Below are 20,628 nucleotides of genomic sequence, written 5' to 3'. Positions count from 1 at the left end.
AGCAGTGCGCCCCGTCCGGCGGCAAGGATCAACTTATTCCTTTACCGGCTCGCCCTTGACGCGAACTTCGGAAATGCCGCCGCGAACGACGCGGATCTTGATGCCTTCGGCAATCTCGACTTCGAGCTCCTTGTCGTCAATGACCTTCGTCACCTTGCCGACAATACCGCCACCGGTCACGACCTGATCGCCGCGGCGGATGTTCTTCAAAAGCTCATCCCGGCGCTTTGCGGCAGCACGCTGCGGACGAATGATGAGAAAGTACATCACGACGAAAATCAGAAGGAACGGCAGGACGGACATCAGAAGATCCGTACTTCCCGGTGCGGCAGCCGGCGCCGTCTGGGCGAAAGCCTCGGTAATAAACATTCAAAACTCCTCGAAACTGGTAGCGCCGGGCGAAAATCCACCTGGAGCGGTCGGCGCGAATATAGGCAAGACCGGCCTGAATGCAACACGACAGGCCCAATCCTGCCGGAAATTCAGGGATTTCTCTCTTTTCGCCCCGCCTTCGGCATGCTACCGCGCCCAAAGGAAATGTTGCGGCAAGGCAGGGAGTGCAAAACGTGCAGGACGAACAGACGCAAGCGATCTTGAAAGAAATCGCAGGCCTGCGGGCGGCACTGGAGCGACTTGCCGGCCCGCCGCCGGCGATCAACGATTGGGATGCTGCCGGGTGCTTCGTATGGGTGCCGTCACGGCAGTACCTGCAACCGGTGCCCCGCCCGAATCGTGTAGACTTGGGTCTTATCCGCGGCGTGGACCATGTCCGGGACATTCTTGCCGATAATACGCTGCGCTTTGCAAAGGGGCTGCCGGCCAACAACGTGCTGCTCTGGGGCGCGCGGGGCATGGGCAAGTCGTCGCTGGTAAAGGCCGTCCATGCTTCGACGGCGCAGGAAACAGGAGCTCCGCTGAAGCTGGTCGAGGTGCACCGCGAGGATATCGCAACCCTGCCCGCGCTGATGGAGATCCTCAAGGCGGCTCCGATGCCGGTGATCGTTTTTTGCGACGACCTCTCTTTCGACCACGACGACACCTCCTACAAGTCGCTGAAGGCGGCGCTCGACGGCGGCGTCGAGGGGCGTCCCGACAATGTGATCCTTTACGCGACCTCGAACCGGCGACATCTCCTCCCCCGCGACATGATGGAGAATGAGCAGTCGACTGCGATCAACCCGTCCGAGGCGGTCGAAGAGAAGGTGTCGCTGTCGGACAGGTTCGGCCTGTGGCTTGGGTTCTACAAGTGCAGCCAGAACGATTACCTGGGAATGATCGACAGCTACGCCGACTACTTCGATCTTGAGGGAGACCGGGCGCAGATCCACGCCGAAGCGCTCGAGTGGGCCACGACACGCGGTTCGCGTTCGGGTCGCGTCGCCTGGCAATTCATCCAGGATCTGGCCGGACGCCTCGGTAAGCCGCTGGCCAAATAACAAAGAAGCCCGGTCTCCCGGGCTTTTTTTGATTTCGATTGCCGCGCTATTCGAGGAATGTCATCGGATTGACCGGCGACGCATTCTTGCGGACTTCGAAGTGCAGCTTCGGACGCGCCGCGTTGCCGCTCATGCCGGAGGCTGCCAGCGTCTGTCCGCGCTGGACCTTCTGACCGCGCTGGACGTTCAGGCTCGATGCGTGGCCGTAGACGGTTACGGTGCCGTCGTCATGGCGAACGAGAACCGCGTTGCCGAGTTCCTTCAGGCTGCTGCCCGAGTAGATGACAACGCCGTTTTCGGCGGCCTTGACCGGCGTTCCTTCCGGAACGGAGATATCGATACCTTCATTGCGGCTACCCTCGACGTTCGCGCCGTAGCCAGCGATGACCGCCCCGCGGACTGGCCAGCGATACTTGCCGATACCGGTCGATTCCGGCGCGTCATCAGTCATGTCGGCTTTCGTCTCGACCTCGGCGACCGTCTGTGTCTTCACCGGCGCATAGGCCTCGGCCTTTTTCTCCACCGGCTCGATTGCCTTCTTTGCATCGGGCACCGAGGCAGTCATGGTCTTGTCGGTCGCCGGCGCGGAGGCGGCAGGTATCGTCAGTTTCTGGCCAACCCGGATCGAGGCAGCAGTCAGTCCGTTCGCTTTCTTCAGCGCATCGACCGAAACACCGTTCCTGGCCGCGATCCTGGCAAGAGAATCGCCTGGCTGCACCTCGTAGCCGCCCGTAGCCTTGCCTTCGCCCGCCGCAAGCTTGGATTTGTCTGCGTCACCAGATGCCTTGTCGCGGCTCTTTGCCGAATTCGGGAGGATTGCCACCTCCTCATTCGAGTTCTTCTCAGGTACCGGCTGCCTATTGTTGGTGTTGAGCGCGGTGTCGATGGAAGCCTTGGCGGCACTGCCGAACACCGGGATCGTGATCTTCTGACCCGGCTCGGCGTCCGACGCACTCCGCATTCCGTTGGCCTTGAGAATCTCTTTCTCCGGCACGCCATAGCGCGTCGAAAGCGTCTTCACGCTTTCGCCGGGCCGCATCATCACGACCGGAGCATTCGCCGTTGACCAGCCATTGCCGCTCTTGCCTGTAGCACCCTTTGCTGCCGGCTCTGTACTCGCCGTGGCCTTGGGAGCAGTCGGCATCGGCTGCGCCATCGCGACTTCCCTCGACCTGGAATTCGCAGCGGGGTCGGCAAGCGCCGTACGCTGAACGCTCATTGGTGTCGTCGCCATCCGGGCACTGGAGCCGCCGTCGGCCGATGCACTCATGGCTCCGGCATCCTGACCCGGATAGGGCTGACCCATCGCAACGCTCTGGCCGCCGCTATTCACATCACCGCGAGGAACGGCATTGCCACCGAATATCGTGCGGCGGGGAGTCGAGTTGGTCGTAATGTCGTCAGTGGAGGAAAACAATCCGCCGAAGCGGGTGGCATCGGAACTGCAGCCAGTGGCCGCACCGGCCAGCAATACCGCCACGAGAATCCGTGGCGCGATCTTACCAAAACTCGGTGATACACTCTTACGCATGTCTGACTACCCAATCGAAACACAACAACTGCCGTGTAATGATTAAAGCGCGTTAGAGTTACTGCCCGGTTAAGGGCGGGCTACCCACTTCAAATTCTTGAGGAGTTGATAACCATGATCCGGCCTGGCTGGCAGGCCGGACCGACTGGAATGGCGGCAATGTCAGAAGCTGCCGAGGTACATCGACGTCGCGCGCGAAACACCCAGGCCTTGGCGGGCCATGCTGTCCACTCCATGGAATGCAGCATTCGCCGACGCCATTTGCGGGACATCGCGACGAATCGTGGTTCCGCTTGCAAGAATCGTATCCAGCACTGCCGGAGCCTCGGCTCCGACCTCGTCGTCCATCGCCTTTTCCGTATAGGCAAGTGAGCGTAGCGCCGAAACGGCAACCTGGCGACTGCCGACATAGCGCGGGCTGGACTGGTCCTGCGGCTGGAGACTATCGAAATACTCGATGTAGGCCCGGTAGTAGCTCTTCATGTCGCCATCGTCGCGGAAGCGGCGGAACGCCGAGTACTCGCGCTCTTCCAGCGCTGCCGAAACCACGTTGTTGCGCTCGTCTTCGGTTAACGCCGGGAGCGCTTGATTGCCGCGCGACGCGCTGAGCACGAACAATGCTTCGACGGAGAGGGAAACCTGATCCGACGGGTCATAGGTACCGGCAGTGAATGCACTCTGCCGAGCACCGTCCACAACCTCTTCGCCGCCCCTGCCCGCGGCTCTGGCGGCGAGATTTGCAAGACTGTCACCCGTCGCCGTACCGGCGATCCTGTTCGAGATTTGCATGTCCAACTCCATCGGTAGCAGTCTCGACCTACTTGGGGGCCGCCGCCAGTTCGACGCGAGAAACGTCGCTGGTTATCAGGCTTATGGCGCGAAGCTTGCGCGAAGCTTGCGCTGGTTAATAAAACATTAACGCCGTGCCATCGAACGTCACCAGGGCGCATTCTGCCCGACGAATCGACCCCACTCCGCCAGCGGTCTGGCGAAGAGCGGACTGTGAACCGCACGTGACGTCGTCGTCGCCGTACGCAACGGATCTACTCACATGGGCCGTATAGTAGGACTTCGTTCAGGAACGGGTGGTCAGAGCGCCTGCGCCTGATGGGGCACGATCGGCAAATAGGGAACCTCGAACAGGTCCTCGCGATCGAAACGGCTTCCGGTCTTGACCAGTTTCACCATCCTGCATTCGTCGTCGTTCACCATGACAGGTGCGAGCAGCATGCCGCCCGAGACGAGCTGCTCCACGAATTGGCGCGGCATAGCCGGGAAGGCTGCGGTAACAAGAATCCGGTCGAACGTCCCCTCGCCCGGCATACCGTTGCTGCCGTCCGCCTGACGGACGATCACGTTGCGGATACCAACTTTTTCGATGCTTTGCTGCGCACTGGTTGCCAGTGTCTTGTAGCGATCGACGGTCAGCACCCGTTCCGTCAGACGCCCCATCACCGCTGCGGTGAAGCCGCTGCCAGTCCCGATTTCGAGAACGCGCTGGCCGGCTTTCAGATTGAGCAGGTTCAGCAGCCGGACGGCCAGGTCGATTCCCTCGACAAACGAGCCGCAATCAATAGGCAGGAGGCGGCTCGAATAAGCTTCACCGGCAAACTGCGGCGGCACGAACAGGGTTCGTGGCGTCTGCTCCACGGCGGTCAGGAGATCGATGTTGTTGATGCCCTCGCCGCGAAGCCGCAGGGCAAGAGCCGCAAAGCCTTCCTTCTCAACCACCCGTGCCGTGTTCAATCGCCACCTCCGTTTCAGCCAAGCGCGCGTTGCACGCGATCAAGAACCGCATAGTCCGTCATGTCCAGCTTGAGCGGCGTGACGGATATCGCGTTGTCGCGGAGAGCAAAGATGTCGGTCCCGGCGCGGAAATCGCCATGCCGGTCGCCGAACCGCAACCAGAAATACGGGAAGCCGCGACCGTCCTTGCGCTCCTCGATCGAAATGCCGAAATCAAGCTTTCCCTGAGACGTTACTTCGATACCGGCGACGTCATCGACGGCGCAGTTGGGGAAGTTCAGGTTGAAGAATGTGCCGTCGGGAAGTTCGACGTCCAACAGACGGCGAATCAGATCCGGCGCATGGCGCTCGACGACGGCCCAGGGAACCAGATGCCCATCGGCGTGGCGGTAAGCCTGGCTCAGCGCCATCGAGCGGATCCCCTGCAGGGTGCCTTCGATCGCGCCAGCGATCGTGCCGGAATAGGTGACGTCATCGGCCATGTTCGCACCGGCATTGACGCCGGAGAGAATGAGATCGGGCTTGCCGGGCAGAACCTCGCGCACCGCCATGATCACACAGTCTGTCGGCGTACCGCGTAGAGCGAACCGCTTGTCCGCCACCTTGCGCAGCCGCAGCGGCTCCGACAGCGTCAACGAATGCGCAAGCCCGCTCTGGTCGGTTTCCGGTGCGACGATCCAGACGTCGTCGGACAGCGTGCGGGCAATCCGTTCCAGGACTGCGAGGCCCTCGGCGTGGACGCCGTCGTCATTGGTCAGCAGGATGCGCATGCGGTTTCCAATCCCCTCAGTTCGCCTTCTCGATCTTCTTCAACCCGCCCATGTAGGGCAGCAGCACGTCCGGTATCGCAATCGAGCCGTCCTCGTTGAGATAGTTCTCGATCACGGCGATCAATGCCCGGCCGACGGCGACACCCGAACCGTTCAGGGTGTGAACGAACTTCGTGTTCTTGTCGTCCTTGCCGCGATAACGCGCGTTCATGCGCCGTGCCTGGAAATCGCCGCAGACCGAGCAGGAGGAAATCTCGCGATAGGTGTCCTGCCCCGGCAGCCAGACCTCGATGTCGTAGGTCTTCTGGGCCCCGAAGCCCATGTCGCCGGTGCAGAGCGTCACGACGCGGTAGTGCAGACCGAGCCGCTTGAGAATTTCCTGAGCGCAAGCCGTCATCCGCTCATGCTCGTCGACCGAGCTCTCCGCATCGGTGATCGAGACGAGTTCGCACTTCATGAACTGGTGCTGGCGCAGCATGCCGCGCGTATCGCGGCCGGCCGACCCCGCTTCGGAACGGAAGCACGGCGTCAACGCGGTGTAGCGCAACGGCAGCTTTTCCTGCGACAGGATCTCATCGCTTACGAGATTCGTCAGCGGCACCTCGGCCGTCGGGATCATCCAGCGACCGTCGGTCGTCTTGAACAGATCCTCGGAAAATTTCGGCAACTGCCCCGTGCCATACATGGCGTCGTCCCGCACCAGAAGCGGCGGCTGCACCTCGATATAGCCATGCTCCTGTGTGTGCGTATCGAGCATGAACTGACCGAGCGCGCGCTCCAGCCGGGCGAGTTGCCCCTTCAGGATCGTGAAGCGCGATCCGGCGATCTTCGCCGCACCCTCGAAATCCATCCAGCCGAGCGCCTCGCCTATCTCGAAATGCTCCAGGGGCTTGTGGTTCCAGCCAGGCTTCGAACCCCACTTCAGCTTCTCGACGTTATCCTTTTCATCGGCGCCAACAGGGACGTCTTCTAGCGGCACGTTCGGCAGGCGGGACAACGCGTCGTTCAACTCGGCGGTGATCTGGCGCTCTTCCTCCTCGGCGGCAGGAAGCATCGTCTTGATCTCAGCAACCTCGGCCTTCAGGTTTTCCGCCAGGGCCGCATCCTTCTGCGCCATGGCGGCGCCGATCTCCTTGGAGGCGGCATTGCGGCGCGACTGCATGTCCTGCGCCTTCTGGATGACGGTACGGCGGGTCTCGTCGAGTGCAATCAGGCTCGCCGATGCAGGCTCGGCACCGCGCTTTGCCAGCGCGGCGTCGAAAGCCTCGGCGTTTTCACGGATCCATTTGATATCAAGCATTATCGCTCCAGGCGTAACAGGGTTGCGCCCTCTCCGCCCGGCAGCGTCCGCTTGCGCCTGCTATCGTGTCAAGCCTTGTCGGCTTCCTGCGATGTCGGCACGTCCGCCGCTTCCTCTTCGGAGTCTGATGATTCCTGGGCGGCGCTCGCCCGCTGCCGTTCGATGAGTCGGGCCGTATAGATGCCAATCTCGTAGAGAAGGATGGTCGGCAGCGCAAGGCCGATCTGGGAGATCGGATCTGGCGGCGTGAGCACGGCGGCCGCAACGAAAGCAATCACAATCGCATACTTGCGCTTCTCCACCAGCGACTGCGAGGTGATGAACCCGGCGCGCACCAGAAGCGATGAGACCACCGGCAGCTGAAACACCAGACCGAAGGCAAAGATCAACGTCATGATCAGGCCGAGATACTCGGAGACCTTCGGCAGAAGCTGGATCGAAACTTCCCCCTCGCCGCCACCCTGCTCCATCGCCAGGAAGAACCACATCACCATCGGCGTGAAGAAGAAGTAGACGAGAGCCGCACCGATCAGAAACAGGATCGGAGAAGCGATCAGGAACGGCAGAAACGCCGCGCGCTCGTTCTTGTAGAGGCCGGGAGCGACGAACTTGTAGATCTGCTGGGCAATCACGGGAAACGCGATCACCAGAGCACCGAACATCGCCACCTTGATCTGGGTGAAGAAGAATTCCTGCGGCGCGGTGTAGATCAATTCGACGTTGCGGTGTGACAGCCCCGCCCAGTGGACCGCCCACTTGAACGGCAGGACGAGCAGATTGAACAGACCCTTGGCAAAAAAGAAGCAGACGAGGAACGCCACGAAGAACGCGCCGACGGCCCACATCAGCCTGCGGCGCAGCTCTATCAGGTGTTCGATCAGCGGCTGGGGCTTGTCCTCGTAGTCGCCGCTCATGCCTCGTCCTTCTTGGGCTTGCGTGTCGTGGTCTTCTTGGCCGCTTCGCCGGCGGCCTTGGTCGTCGGCTTGGCAACCTTGTCCGCCGTCTTGGCGGCGCCAGCGGTTTTCATGGGCGCTTTCGCCTTTGCGGTCGAGGGCTTTCGCGCCACCGGTTTCGGTTCAGGTTCCTTGACCGTAGTCGCCGGTTTCTTTGCCTTTGCGGCTTGGTCGATCGCTCTTGCGGTTGCTTCGACGGGGTTGGTCGCCTGCGCGATCGGAGCGGACTGCACCGGCTGAACCGGGGCAGCCGTCACCGGCGAGGCGACAGCAGCCGAGGCTGCGGCGCCGACGGCGGACGCTGATGGAACGCCTTCGGTGCTGGTCGACAAAGCTTCTGCAGACGGCTCGCTCGATACAGAAGAGGCAGCGGTTGCCTCCACCTGACTGATGCTCGTCGCCTTCTTCAGATCCGACTTGATATCGTCACCCATCTGGCGAAGCGGATTAACCGCGTCGCGGATGGCGTTCATAGGATTGAGACTCTGCGCGTCGCTAATGGTTTTCCGGACGTCATCCAGATCCGCTTCGCGCAGGGCCTCATCGAACTGCTGGCGAAATTCGCCGGCCATGCCGCGCAATTTCGTGACCATGCGGCCAAAAGTCCTGAGCATCTGTGGCAGGTCCTTGGGACCCACCACGATGATCAGGACGATTGCGATGACAAGAATTTCGGTCCAGCCGACTTCAAGCATATGAGAATGTCCTCAGAGGTCGCGGCCAAACGCCACGACCTCGACCGTTCACTTGGTTTCGTCGGCCTTGTGCTCGACAGTCTTGGCCTTGTCGGCGGCTTCATCGTCCGACATGCCCTTTTTGAAATTCTTGATGCCCTTGGCGACGTCGCCCATCAGTTCCGGGATCTTGCCGCGGCCGAACAACAGCAGCACAACTGCCAACACGATCAGCCAATGCCAGATGCTGAAAGAACCCATTCCCGTACTCCTCTTAAATTCGATGTTCGATGTAAGACGTTCAGCCGTCCTTTTCAAACACCAGTATATCGCGCTCGTTAGCGGAAAGCTTGACCTCGCGCAATCCAAATGGAAGTTGGCCGGCCCTGATGCGGGCACGAACAGGCTGATCTGTGCCGGGAACAGCGAGTTCCAACAGCTCGACGACCCCGAGGAAACGGCGCGATAGCACGCGCGCCGGAATGGCTCCGTCCGATTGCGAGACTGCGACCCCTGAGAGACGCACCGCAATGCGCACCTGCGCGCCGTCCGCTAGCCGGCCAGCCGTTACGTTTCCAAGCGGAGTTTCGACTTTCCCCGCTCTGACACGTCCGGGAAAAATGTTGATCTCGGAAAAGAAACCGGCAGCAAAGATGTCGGCCGGCTTCAAATAGAGTTCCTCGGCCGTCCCCAACTGCACAAGGCGCCCGTCACGCAGAAGCGCGATGCGGTCAGCCATGCGCATCGCCTCCTCGGCATCGTGGGTGACGACGATCGCCGTGGCCCGGGAATGCCGCAAAATCGCAAGCGTATCGGCGCGAATGGAATCCTTCAGCCGGGAATCGAGACCGGAGAACGGCTCGTCCATCAGCAGCACTGCGGGGCGCGGGGCAAGCGCGCGAGCGAGAGCGACACGCTGCTGCTCACCGCCCGAAAGCGCGTGCGGGAATTTTTCCGCATAATGCGCGAGCCCTACCCGCTCGAGCGCAAGCCGCGCCTCGGCCACGGCCTCGTTCTTCGGCAGTGCCGTCAATCCGAAGCGGACATTGTCCAGCACCGACATATGCGGAAAGAGCGCAAAATCCTGGAACATCAGGCCGACGCCACGGCGCTCGGGCGGCAGAAACACTTTTGGTCCGGCAATCTCCCGGTCGTTCAGCAGCACCCGCCCGGCTCGCTGCACCTCGATGCCGGCGGCGATCCGCAACAGCGTCGTCTTGCCGGAACCGGAGGGGCCAAGCAGGCAAAGGACCTCACCCGGCTGTGCCGACATGGAGATGCCGCGGATCGTTTCCTTGCCGTGATAGCTGTGATGGATATCTTCGAAGGAGAGCTTTGCTGCGAAGGTAACCGCAGATGCGGTACGCATTTCGCTCCCGTTCAAATCCGCCGAACCCGAAGCCATGCCGTGCCAATCCCTGCCTTCACGCTTGAGCCCAGGAATTGCACCTGCCGCCCCTGCCGTTCCGTCCGAAAAGCGAAGGCAATTCAGGACGACGATAAGCTTCCGCTATTCGTCTTCTTTTCCGCCCGGTGTCAAGAGGCCAAGCTCCTCAAGATCCAGTGATGTGATCGGATCCTCGTCTTCGGCGAGTTCATCCTCCCCGAGCGGCAACGGTATCTGGAAGTTGGACGGGATGCGGCCGGACAACAGACCCGCTCCTTTCAGTTCCTCAAGACCCGGCAGATCGCGTAGCTCCTCCAACCCGAAATGATCCAGAAAGTCCTTGGTCGTTCCGAAGGTTACCGGCCGACCAGGCGTGCGCCGGCGACCGCGGAAGCGGACCCAGCCGGCCTCGAGCAGCACATCCAGCGTTCCCTTGGACGTCTGAACGCCACGGATATCCTCGATTTCGGCGCGCGTCACCGGCTGGTGGTAAGCGATGACGGAGAGCACTTCGAGGGCTGCCCGCGACAGTTTTCGAACCTCGCCCTCTTCGCTGCGCACGACGAACGAGAGATCCGGCGCGGTACGAAAGGCCCAATGGTCGCCAACCTGCACGAGATTGACGCCGCGCCCCGCATAGAGCGCCTTCAACTGGCGCATCACATGTCCAACATCGATGCCGGCCGGAAGACGATCAGCGATATAGCCTTCCGCCACCGGTCCGGCGGAGGCAAAGACCAACGCCTCCGCGATGCGTGCGGCTTCATGCAGGCGGCGCGGATCAACGACCGTCGCGCTGTCGGACACAGCCACCTTGCTCTCGCTGTCACTCGCCTCAGACACGATCGTCTTCCTCGGCGCTACGCGCTCTCGGTTGCGCTCCCCGGCGCAGGTAGATCGGCTGGAAAGCACCTTCCTGGCGGATTTCCAGATGTCCCTCGCGCACCATTTCTAGCGAGGCGGCAAAGGCGCTCGCAATCGCCGTCTTGCGCTCGCCGGGAGCGGCCAAATAGCGCAGAAGGAAATGGTCGAGAGCGGTCCAATCCTCGATTTCGCCGATCAGGCGATGCAGCACCTCGCGCGCATCGGCAAGCGACCAGACGTTGCGCTTTTCAATCGTGACCTGGGTGATCGCATGACGCTGGCGCATCGATGCATAGGCGCTAAGCAGGTCGTAGAGCGAGGCATCGAAGGCAGACTTTCGCTGCGTTGGAATGTGCTCCGGTGCACCACGGACGAAGAAATCACGGCCGAGCCGGTTGCGATTGATCAGTCGAGTCGCCGCGTCCCGCATCGCTTCCAGCCGCTTCAAGCGGAAGGCCAGCGTCGCCGCCATCTCTTCGCCGGACGGACCGCCGTCCTTCGGCGCTTGCGGAATGAGGAGCCGCGACTTGAGGTAGGCAAGCCACGCCGCCATGACCAGATAGTCGGCGGCGAGCTCGATCCTGATGCGCTGGGCGCGATCGATAAAGTGGAGATACTGTTCTACCAGCGCCAGGATGGAGATTCGAGCCAGGTCGACCTTCTGGGTCCGGGCGAGATGCAGCAGGAGGTCGAGTGGTCCCTCGAAACCGGCGATGTCGACGACGAGCCCCTCTTCGTGGAGGCCGCGGCCGTCGTTGTCCTGCCACAGTTCTTCCATCGGCGCGCTGTCCGATGCTTGAACCTTCTGCGGCTTGAACCTCGACCCGTACACCTATGCTCCTAGCGCGGAACGCCCATTATGCTCGCGAAACCCTCAGGCAACAGCGATCAGGGAGTTAAACTCCTCCCGCAGCGCCTGCTCGTCCGCGTCATCTGCCTGCGGGAAACCGGCCGTCACGGCATCCGCGCGCCGGCGACTTTCTCCTACCAGCGGCGGCGCATTCTCTGCAACTGCAATCATTTCTTCCATGATGCCATGGCAATGCAACACCAAATCGAGACCCGCCTCGACGATACCGCGCGCACGGGCGGCAATGTCGCCGCGAAGCGCGTTCATCGAAACGTCGTCGGACATCAGCAGCCCATCAAAACCAATGTGGCCGCGAATGACGTCCCGGACGATCTTGGGCGATGTCGTCGCCGGATTGTCCCTGTCGATCTCGGTGAAGACGATGTGCGCCGACATGGCCATCAATTCGTCCTTCATGCGTTGGAACGGCACGAAATCGACCGCCTCCAGCTCGTTCATCGGCGCGGTCACGACCGGCAGATTGTGATGAGAATCGACCATCGTGCGTCCGTGGCCGGGCATGTGCTTCATCACCGGCAGCAGCCCGCCCGCCTTCAGGCCGTCGGACGCCGCCTTGCCCATGGCGGAGACGATCTCCGGTTCCTGGCCATAGGCGCGGTTGCCGATAACGTCGTGCACCCCTGGTACGGCCACGTCGAGGACCGGGAGACAATCAACGTTGACGCCAAGGCGGGAGAGGTCGAAGGCAAAGAGGCGTGACATCAGCCAGGCAGCCCGAAGCCCTTTCTCCTCGTCCTGTCGATAGATGGCGCCGAGGGCTGCGGCATTCGGATACTGCGGCACGTAAGGAGGCTTCACGCGTTGGACGCGACCACCTTCCTGATCGATCAGCACGGGAATGCACGGATCGCCGCCGATGGTATCACGCAGTGCGGCCGTGAGATCAGCGACCTGCGACGGCTCGCCGATGTTGCGGCCAAACAGGATGAAGCCCCAGGGACGTTCATCCCTGAAGAAGGCCTTTTCGTCATCGGTGAGGGACAGGCCCTTGCAACCGGAAATGAAGGATTTCGATTCGCTCATGGGTCCGAATCATACGGCGCCTGACGCGAAAGGCGAGAGCAGTCCAAAAACATTCACAAAAAAGCACCCCGTAGAGACAGAAATGGCGCGGTATGACCGCGCCATTCGTTGAGATGCTCTCGGCCGCTCGGCTATTTGGTGACCAGACAGCTGCCACCGGCGCTCTTGTACTTGGCGCAGAGCGCATTGGCCTCTTCCTTGGAACCGGCCGGAATGCGGACGCGATAGTAGGTTCCCTTGTTCGGGATGTCGGCACGCTTGATGTCCACGCCGCGACCGCCGATCATGCCCGAGAACTTCGCAGACAGGCTCTTATAGGACTTGTTCGCCTCCTCTTCGGAAGGCAGCGAGGCGATCTGGATGACATAGCCGCCCGGATTGGCCGTTGCCGCCGGTGCCTGCTCGGCTGCAGCCTGCTGGGTTTGATCGGCTGCGAGGGCGGCCGTTTCCGTCGGTTTGGCGTCTGCAACGCGGCCGCGTTCCGTTACCGTTCCGACGACGTCGACCGGCTGCTCGGCTGGCCGCGTCACGGGAACCGGAGCGCCGTTGGGCGCCGTCCCGCTGGCTTGGTCTGCAGCGACTTGGGCGGTTGCATCCGCCGGGCTGCCGACCGTCGTCGTCCTAACCACACGAACCGGCGCCGAATCCGCGACGGAGGCATTGGCGGCGTCCTGTATCGCACGCGCATTCTCATCCGCGGCCACGGCCGCTCCAGCTGTCTGCTCGGCGCGCAGCCCTGCATCAGCGCTGGCCGATGCGGAAGCGTCCACAGTTGCGTTCCCGGTCGTCGGCGCCTCGACGTTGCTCTCGGCAGACGCAAGGGCGCTTTCCGGCTCGACCGCAGGCTCTTCGCGCGCAACAAGCGTGCCATCAGGCTTGACAATCATGGTACGGACCTTGCGCGGCGATACCACCGGCGCCCGGCCCTGTTGGCTGGCCTCTGCTGCTGCCTCGTCATCGACACCTGGAAGCAGACGATCGTCGTTGGCGGAAGCATTTCCATTGTCCATGGCTGGCGCTTCGTCTTCCGGGCCATCGAAGGGCAACGACTCGGGCGCCAGGGTGCGCTGTACCACGTCCACCGGCTCTTCGGTCGAGGTGACGAGCTGTTCCTGCGTCGTTGCCGTATTGGTAGCGCCGGCAACACGGTCATAGACGGCCTTGTCCTGGTTCGGCACCGTCTTGCCGCCCTTTTCCTCGGGCACGATCTTCACGGGGTCCTTGTCAGCAAGGATGACGCGCGGCTCGCTGGCATCTGTGCCAACGGCACCCGTGCTTGCGAGGTATGCGTAGACGCCCGCACCGCCGAGAACGACAGCGACGGCTGCCGCGGCTGCAATCATCATCCCCCTGCCGCGACGGGCCGGCTCGTTATAGCCATCGCCGACGAACTCGTCATCGATCTGCGCGTCGAGCGGAATGGCGTGGCGCTCCGGCTGCGAAAGCGATCGGCGCAGATCCTCTTCCAGAGCCTTGTCAAATTCGTCGGCTGCGCCCGCCCCCGCCTTGGCCGCAGCCGCCACCGACGCGACAGTGCCGCTCCGGTCAGTGCCGCGCGCATAGCCCGCAACAGCTGCAGGGTCCGTGAAGAGCTGCGCCATCTCGGCATCGATGTCGATGTCGTATTCCGGCTGGTGAACCGCCGGCTTTTCCTTCTCCGGGATCGGAAGGTGCGGCACATTCAGTTCCGCGACCGGCGCGACACTGGTGTCGGTTTCTGCGATCAGCGACGGGTCGAACGGCAGGACGACGTCGAGGTCTTCCGGCACCGGGGCTCGTGCCGCTGCGACGGGCTCGGCAGGAACAAAGGCAGGTTCCGCTCTAGTCTGCTGAATGGGAGACAGGATCGGCAGCGGCTGCGGGGCAGAAAATTCCGCCACTGCTGGCCCGGAGACGACATGCGGTGCAACAGCCGCCGGCTGCGGAGCGATCGGGGCGACAACGGGCCTCGGCTCATCCTCCAGCATCAGGTCGGATGCATCCAGATCGAGCTCTATGTCGGAAAGATCGAGCTCGAAATTCGCGAATGCGTCCTCACCTTCGGCAGCAGCGCTTTCGATTGCCGGCTCCGCAGTCTGCGGTGCAACAGTCCAGCTTGCTTCCGACACCATTTCGACAGCCAGGGCAGCCGGGACAGTCGCTGGCTCGAATTGAGCCGCTGGTGCCGGCGTTGCAGCAAGCGAAGGCGTCGTGACAGTTCCCTGCTGCCGATTGAAAGCAACAGGGGTAGCACGGCCGAACTTGACGCTGGAGAACCCGTCCAACGTACCGGGCCGCGTGCGCGGAGTCTCGGGCGGTGCAGCCAGCGGCGAACGGGTCTCCGGTACCGGGAAGCGTTCGACCTCGGCCAGGAGTTCATCGAGATGGTAGCCATCCGCGACGCGAGCAGCGGGAGCCTGCTCATAAGAAGGCTCTGGCTCGAAAGTTGAGGTCGCTTCTGCCACGGACGCAGCCAGCGCATCCTCAACGGCTGCCATGGGCACATCAGTCTGCGGCTCGGCCATCCACGCCGGCACGAAATCGACCGAGGCAATCTCGACCGGCAACTCGGCGGCTTCGAAATGCGCCCCTTCGCCGAATTCCGTATTTACCGGCAGCGGTTCCGAATAAACAGGTGGCGACGCCAGGCTAACTTCTTCGCGATAAACGATGGAGGGGACCGGCTCGACAATCGATTCCTGCAGCACGCCGGTATGCGCGTCGCCGGTGGCCGCGATTGGCAAACCAGCTGCTGCGGCATCGTAGGATGTGTCCGCGTTCGGAACATATTGTGTCTCGACCTGGTGCGCAGGCGCCTCGACATGCCTTGCCTCCGGCATATCGGCGAAAGCATCACCAAGCGAAAGCTCAAGCTCGCGATCAAGATCAAGATCAAGATCAAGCGCAACCGGCTCGAGAGACGGCGCGACTTCAGCCGGCTGCAAGCCAAGGAAGACGGGCTCACTCAGGGGAGGGATGTCGACCGCAGCAACCGGCGCCGACTCGGCGACCACAGGCTGCTCGACCTCGGCAGACTGCGTTACCTCGGGGAATACCTGCGCCGCGGCCCATTCGCCCGCAGACGTAGCGACGCTCGCGTCAGATGGTGAATAGCCGCCGTGCCGTTCCGAATCACTGACCGGCGGTGACAGTTGCGTAAAGTCGTGCGTTTGCTCGGTAGACTCTGCGGCGCCTTCGACAGGCTCCGCCACCCCCCCTGCATGCGCATTGCCTGCGGCGTCACCAAATGTGACATGCCGATCCGCTTCGACATCCGCTACAGGATCAAGTGACGGAGCGTCGTAGCGCGCGAATTCGCGCAGCAACTCGCCTTCCAGATCGAAAGCGGGCTCCTGGAGGGGTTCCGGCGGCACTGGACGCGCCGCCGTCGGGACATTGCGAGGCTCGTAGCCGACAATGCGTGCGAGTTCTGCCAAAGGATCGTCGTCCGACAGGAGATCGATATCGGCGGATCCGCTTCGCGCGAGATTCTTGTCTGCCATGCTGCTCCACTCACAAGCTACAAAAACGCGTCTGCCAGCTTATTGTGGGCAAATGGTGACACTACCGCATCTCGTTCGGGGCGGCTGTGCCTGTAATGGCAAGCCCCGACTTTAGAACAGATGCGACGGCATACACCAGCCCGAGTCTGGCTATACTCAATTCTCGGTTTTTATCATTAACAAAACGTAAGTCGGGCTGATCCTTGCCCTTATTCCAGTGCGCGTGGAAAGCACTTGCCAGGTCATAAAGGTAAAATGCGATGCGGTGGGGCTCGTGGGCCTGTGCCGCAGCCTCGATGGCGCGGGGATACTCTGCAAGCTTGGCAAGCAACTGCAGTTCACTGGCGTCGGAGATATTGCCGGCTACTGCGGAGGCTAAATCGATGCCATCGAGGTCGAGATCTGGGAAGGCTTCTGCGGCCTGCCGGAAGACCGACATGCAGCGCGCGTGCGCATATTGCACGTAGAAGACCGGGTTATCCTTCGATTGCTCCGTGACCTTGGCGAAGTCAAAATCGAGCGGCTCGGAACTCTTGCGATAGAGCATCATGAAGCGCACCGAATCGGAGCCGACCTCCTCTACGACCTCACGCAGAGTGACGAAGTCGCCCGAGCGCTTCGACATTTTCACCGGCTCGCCGTTTCGATACAGCTTGACGAGCTGGCAAAGCAGCACCGTCAGCTTCGCCTTACCCTCGGAAATCGCCCGGCAGACAGCCTCCAGCCGCTTGACATATCCACCGTGGTCGGCGCCGAGAATGTAGATCATCTCATCGAAGCCGCGATCAAACTTGTCCTTGAAGTAGGCAACGTCGGCGGCGAAATAGGTATAGCTGCCGTCGGACTTGATCAGCGGCCGGTCGATGTCGTCACCAACCTCCGTCGAGCGGAACAGCGTCTGCTCGCGATCTTCCCAGTCTTCCGGCAACTGCCCCTTAGGCGGCGGCAGCACGCCCTTGTAGACATGCCCCTTGAACGTCAGGTCATTGATTGCCGTGCGGATCGGCGCGCCGCCATTGGCATGCAGCGTACGCTCCGAGTAAAAGACCTCATGGGTGACGTTGAGCGCCTTCAGGTCGTCGCGGATCATGGCCATCATCGCATCGATGGTGCGGTCCTTAACGATCGGCAGCCACTTTTCCTCCGGCATCAGGCGCAGGCTGGAGCCGAATTCAGCAGCGAGTGCCTCGCCGACCGGCACCAGATAGTCCCCCGGATAGAGCCCAGCCGGTATCTCGCCGATCTTCTCGCCCAGCGCCTCGCGATAGCGCAGAAAGGCGGAGCGGGCGAGCACGTCGACCTGCGAACCGGCGTCGTTGATGTAGTATTCCTTGGTCACGCCGTAGCCGGCGAAGCCGAGCAGATTGGCGAGCGCATCACCAACGACGGCGCCGCGGCAATGGCCGACATGCATGGGACCCGTCGGGTTGGCCGAGACATATTCCACGTTGATCTTCCGCCCGGAACCCATCTGGCTGCGGCCGAACTCCGTGCCCTGACGGATAATGTCGGCGAGCACCTTCTGCCAGTAGCCGACGGACAGGCGGACGTTGATGAAGCCTGGGCCTGCCACCGACACCTCGGCGACTTCCGGATCCTGGCGCAGTTTCTCCACGATCAGTTCGGCGAGTGCGCGCGGATTGGTGCCGAGCGGCTTTGCCAGCACCATCGCAGCATTCGTCGCCACATCGCCGTGGCTGGCATCGCGCGGCGGTTCGACGCCGATGCGGGAAAAATCGACTTCGGCGCGCTTTTCACGCACGACATCAAGTTCTTCCAATACGCTTTTGATTCGGGTCTCGAAATCGACAAAGAGGTTCATGTCTTCCATCCGTGCGCAGGTTGCGCCAAGCGCCTCAAAGCGCTGAATTTCCAGTCGGCCCGGGTGACTATCGCAATTCCGGCGTATGGTCAAACAGCCGCCTGTGGGTATCGACTGCGTAGTTATCCGTCATGCCGGCAAGGTAGTCGCCGACGTGGCGAGCCCTCGCCGCCTCGGGCATTTCGCGGATATGGTCCACCCAATAGTGTCCTTGCATCTGTTGCGGATCGTCCATAAAGGCCTGGAACAGGTCGGTGACGATAGACGCGGCATTGGCGCGCACGCGCATCACTTCCGGGTGGCGGTAGATGCGCGAGAAGAGCATCTTCTTGATCGCCTTGTCAGTCGCGGCAAACGGCTCGGAAAAAGTCGCCATCACGCGACCGGCCTGACGCACGTCGTCCACGCATTCCGGTCGAACGTCGCTCAGCGCGGCTTGCGCATAACCGATGACGTCCTCGACCATGGCGGTGATCTGCCGGCGCATGATCTCGTGGGTAAAGCGCGATGGCTCCAGTGCCGGATAAAGACGCCGCACCTCCGCCATCAACTCGGCCAGGAAGGGAACCTCTTCCAACATATCGAAGGAGAGATAGCCGGCGCGCAGGCCGTCGTCGATGTCATGGGTGTTGTAGGCGATGTCATCCGCAATCGCGGCAACCTGCGCCTCAAGACTGGCATAGCTGGCAAGTTCGAGATCGTGGAGCGCGCAGTAGTCGAGGATCGGCTGCGGAACGGGTCCGCGTGTCCCCTCACCCTTCGGCGTCAACAGCGGGCCGTTGTGCTTGACCAGCCCCTCCAGGCTTTCCCAGGTCAGATTAAGCCCGTCGAACTCGGCATAGCGCCGTTCCAGCTTGGTGACGATGCGAAGCGACTGGGCATTGTGGTCGAAACCGCCGTAAGGGGCGAGTGCCTCGTGAAGGGCATCCTCCCCGGTGTGGCCGAACGGGGTGTGACCGAAGTCGTGTACCAGCGCGACTCCCTCGGCGAGGTCTTCGTCCAGCTTGAGCGCGCGCGCCAGCGCCCGCGCAATCTGCGCCACCTCGATCGTATGGGTCAGTCGGGTGCGGTAATGATCGCCGTCTGCCGCGATAAAGACCTGGGTCTTGTGCTTCAGCCGGCGGAAGGCGGTCGTATGGACGATCCGGTCACGGTCGCGCTGGAAATCCGAGCGCGTCGGGCTCTGCCCTTCTTCGAAAAGCCTACCGCGGTTCAACCAGGGATCGGCCGCATAGATCGCCCTTTGGCCCGCGCCGAAGCCGAGGGCATGTCTGTCCAGTGTCATGGCTCACCTGCATTCGGGCCGCCCATTGACGCAGCCCCGATGCCTTCATACCTATAGTGTGCACAGCGTAAAGCCGCACTGCAAGCATCATGCCTATTGAATAATGATATCAATCATTTGCTGTGCACGATACGATATGAAACAGCCGCCGATCGGCAAGTATCGGCAAAAGAATCGAATCTCGGCGGACCTTGACCCCGCCCGGAGGCCCTCATGAGCGACAAGAACGTCACCCTTTCAGACGCTGCAGCCAAGCGCATTGCTGTCATCCTCGGCGCTGACCCCGCCAAGAATGCCATGCGCGTTTCGGTCGAAGGTGGCGGCTGTTCCGGCTTCTCCTACAAGTTCGATCTGGTCGATGCCACCGGCGCCGACGATCTTGTCCTGGAGAAGGGCGAGGCCCGCGTGCTGATCGACCAACTCTCGCTCGTCTACATGGATGGCGCGGAAATCGACTTCGTCGACAATCTCATGGGGCAGTCGTTCCAGATCAAGAATCCCAATGCGGTCGCAAGTTGCGGCTGCGGCACCAGCTTTTCCATCTGACGGCGAAGACGCGCGAGGCGAGCGCTGCCGCGCCGGACGTGCATCAAGATCTCCCGCCGAACGATCCACCAATCAGATCCACCAGAAAGACGAATGCCGATGAAGATCGCCACCTGGAACATCAATGGCGTGCGCGCCCGCATCGACAACCTGCTCGCCTGGCTCCGGGAATCCCGTCCCGACATTGTCGCGCTGCAGGAAATCAAATGCCAGGACGATGCCTTTCCCCGCCTCGAGGTCGAGTCGCTCGGCTACCACGTCGAGACTCATGGCCAGAAAGGCTTCAACGGCGTGGCGCTTCTGTCGAAGATCCGCCCCGACGAAATCAATCGGGGACTGCCCGGCGATGACGGCGACGAGCAGTCGCGCTTCATCGAAGGCGTTTTTTCGATCGATGGCGGGGTCATCCGCGTTTGCTCCATCTACCTGCCAAACGGAAATCCACCGCAGGATCCGGTAAAGTACCCCTATAAACTCGCCTGGATGGACCGCCTGCTGGCGTTCGCGCAGGACCGGCTCGCGCTCGAGGAACCGTTGGTACTGGCCGGAGACTACAACGTCATTCCCGAGCCCCACGACTGCTGGGACGTCAAGGTCTGGCAGGGCGATGCGCTTTACCTTCCGCCAACGCGCCAGGCGTTCCGGCGGCTCGAAAATCTCGGCTTCACCGACGCCGTGCGCGCTTCGACCGATGAGACGCCACTCTACACGTTCTGGGACTACCAGGCAGGCTGCTGGCCCAAGAACAACGGCATCCGCATCGATCACCTGATGCTGTCGCCGGAGGCGTCCGATCGCCTTGTCTGCACAGGGGTGGAGAAGCACGTTCGCAACTGGGAAAAGCCTTCGGATCACGTGCCTGTGGTCGCGCATTTCGCCTAAAGCGAAACCGGTTTCCTCTTTCGGAAAAATTTACGGCTACGCCCCGCGCCGGGGCG

Annotated in this window: 19 protein-coding genes; 3 read left to right on the top strand and 16 right to left on the bottom strand. The window is 61.9% G+C overall.

What is annotated here, in order from left to right:
• Nucleotides 1-33: 33 nt before the first annotated feature.
• Nucleotides 34-369, bottom strand: a complete 336-nt coding sequence (gene yajC / locus IB238_RS05910) for a preprotein translocase subunit YajC (RefSeq protein ID WP_192244412.1) — start codon at nt 367-369, stop codon at nt 34-36.
• A 197-nt stretch (nt 370-566) separates the two neighbouring features.
• Here yajC and IB238_RS05905 point away from each other — a divergent pair, with 197 nt between their 5' ends.
• Nucleotides 567-1,436: an ATP-binding protein gene (locus IB238_RS05905; RefSeq protein ID WP_348648202.1), complete on the top strand. Its 870-nt coding sequence runs from the start codon at nt 567-569 to the stop codon at nt 1,434-1,436.
• Between the two features lie 46 nt (nt 1,437-1,482).
• Here the strand turns inward: IB238_RS05905 and IB238_RS05900 are convergent, their stop codons facing one another.
• From IB238_RS05900 to IB238_RS05830, 15 genes are all read right to left on the bottom strand, one after another.
• A complete protein-coding gene (locus IB238_RS05900; RefSeq protein WP_192244409.1) occupies nt 1,483-2,967 on the bottom strand; it encodes a peptidoglycan DD-metalloendopeptidase family protein in 1,485 nt (494 codons plus the stop codon).
• A gap of 162 nt (nt 2,968-3,129) precedes the next feature.
• A complete protein-coding gene (locus IB238_RS05895; protein ID WP_192244407.1) occupies nt 3,130-3,756 on the bottom strand; it encodes a biotin biosynthesis protein BioC in 627 nt (208 codons plus the stop codon).
• Nucleotides 3,757-4,056: 300 nt separating this feature from the next.
• On the bottom strand, nt 4,057-4,713 hold the full coding sequence (locus IB238_RS05890) for a protein-L-isoaspartate(D-aspartate) O-methyltransferase (protein ID WP_210333460.1): 657 nt from the start codon (nt 4,711-4,713) through the stop codon (nt 4,057-4,059).
• A 14-nt stretch (nt 4,714-4,727) separates the two neighbouring features.
• The gene (surE, locus tag IB238_RS05885; protein WP_192244405.1) at nt 4,728-5,483 is read right to left on the bottom strand and encodes a 5'/3'-nucleotidase SurE; all 756 of its coding nucleotides are present in this window, start codon (nt 5,481-5,483) and stop codon (nt 4,728-4,730) included.
• A 16-nt stretch (nt 5,484-5,499) separates the two neighbouring features.
• Entirely contained in the window at nt 5,500-6,783 is a 1,284-nt protein-coding gene (gene serS / locus IB238_RS05880) for a serine--tRNA ligase (RefSeq protein WP_192244403.1), read from the bottom strand.
• Nucleotides 6,784-6,851: 68 nt separating this feature from the next.
• Nucleotides 6,852-7,697 (bottom strand): twin-arginine translocase subunit TatC, encoded by an 846-nt coding sequence (gene tatC / locus IB238_RS05875; RefSeq protein WP_192244401.1) that lies wholly within the window; start codon nt 7,695-7,697, stop codon nt 6,852-6,854.
• Nucleotides 7,694-8,431: a Sec-independent protein translocase protein TatB gene (tatB, locus tag IB238_RS05870; RefSeq protein WP_192244399.1), complete on the bottom strand. Its 738-nt coding sequence runs from the start codon at nt 8,429-8,431 to the stop codon at nt 7,694-7,696. Before tatB ends, tatC begins: the two co-directional genes overlap by 4 nt.
• Before the next feature lie 48 nt (nt 8,432-8,479).
• Complete coding sequence (locus IB238_RS05865; protein WP_192244397.1) at nt 8,480-8,671, bottom strand: twin-arginine translocase TatA/TatE family subunit; 192 nt, start codon at nt 8,669-8,671, stop codon at nt 8,480-8,482.
• Nucleotides 8,672-8,711: 40 nt separating this feature from the next.
• On the bottom strand, nt 8,712-9,779 hold the full coding sequence (locus tag IB238_RS05860) for an ABC transporter ATP-binding protein (protein WP_246723486.1): 1,068 nt from the start codon (nt 9,777-9,779) through the stop codon (nt 8,712-8,714).
• Between the two features lie 141 nt (nt 9,780-9,920).
• Nucleotides 9,921-10,610 (bottom strand): SMC-Scp complex subunit ScpB, encoded by a 690-nt coding sequence (gene scpB / locus IB238_RS05855; protein ID WP_348648244.1) that lies wholly within the window; start codon nt 10,608-10,610, stop codon nt 9,921-9,923.
• A gap of 22 nt (nt 10,611-10,632) precedes the next feature.
• A complete protein-coding gene (locus IB238_RS05850; RefSeq protein ID WP_192247401.1) occupies nt 10,633-11,439 on the bottom strand; it encodes a ScpA family protein in 807 nt (268 codons plus the stop codon).
• Between the two features lie 96 nt (nt 11,440-11,535).
• Nucleotides 11,536-12,555 carry a beta-N-acetylhexosaminidase gene (gene nagZ, locus IB238_RS05845; protein WP_192244392.1) on the bottom strand — a complete coding sequence of 340 codons (1,020 nt, stop codon included), beginning with the start codon at nt 12,553-12,555 and terminating at the stop codon, nt 11,536-11,538.
• Nucleotides 12,556-12,686: 131 nt separating this feature from the next.
• Nucleotides 12,687-16,037 carry an SPOR domain-containing protein gene (locus IB238_RS05840; RefSeq protein ID WP_192244390.1) on the bottom strand — a complete coding sequence of 1,117 codons (3,351 nt, stop codon included), beginning with the start codon at nt 16,035-16,037 and terminating at the stop codon, nt 12,687-12,689.
• A 61-nt stretch (nt 16,038-16,098) separates the two neighbouring features.
• Nucleotides 16,099-17,859, bottom strand: a complete 1,761-nt coding sequence (gene argS / locus IB238_RS05835) for an arginine--tRNA ligase (RefSeq protein ID WP_192244388.1) — start codon at nt 17,857-17,859, stop codon at nt 16,099-16,101.
• A 67-nt stretch (nt 17,860-17,926) separates the two neighbouring features.
• Nucleotides 17,927-19,144, bottom strand: coding sequence for a deoxyguanosinetriphosphate triphosphohydrolase (locus tag IB238_RS05830; RefSeq protein ID WP_192244386.1), 1,218 nt, complete (start codon nt 19,142-19,144; stop codon nt 17,927-17,929).
• A gap of 213 nt (nt 19,145-19,357) precedes the next feature.
• Between IB238_RS05830 and IB238_RS05825 the strand changes: the two genes are divergently transcribed.
• Complete coding sequence (locus tag IB238_RS05825) at nt 19,358-19,690, top strand: iron-sulfur cluster assembly accessory protein (protein ID WP_192244385.1); 333 nt, start codon at nt 19,358-19,360, stop codon at nt 19,688-19,690.
• 99 nt (nt 19,691-19,789) lie between these two features.
• On the top strand, nt 19,790-20,572 hold the full coding sequence (xth, locus tag IB238_RS05820; protein ID WP_192247398.1) for an exodeoxyribonuclease III: 783 nt from the start codon (nt 19,790-19,792) through the stop codon (nt 20,570-20,572).
• Nucleotides 20,573-20,628: the final 56 nt, after the last annotated feature.

The sequence above is a fragment of the Rhizobium sp. ARZ01 genome, from assembly GCF_014851675.1.
GTDB lineage: Bacteria > Pseudomonadota > Alphaproteobacteria > Rhizobiales > Rhizobiaceae > Mycoplana.
Note: the sequence above shows the minus strand (reverse complement) of the source record. Positions and strands in the feature narration are given on the sequence as shown.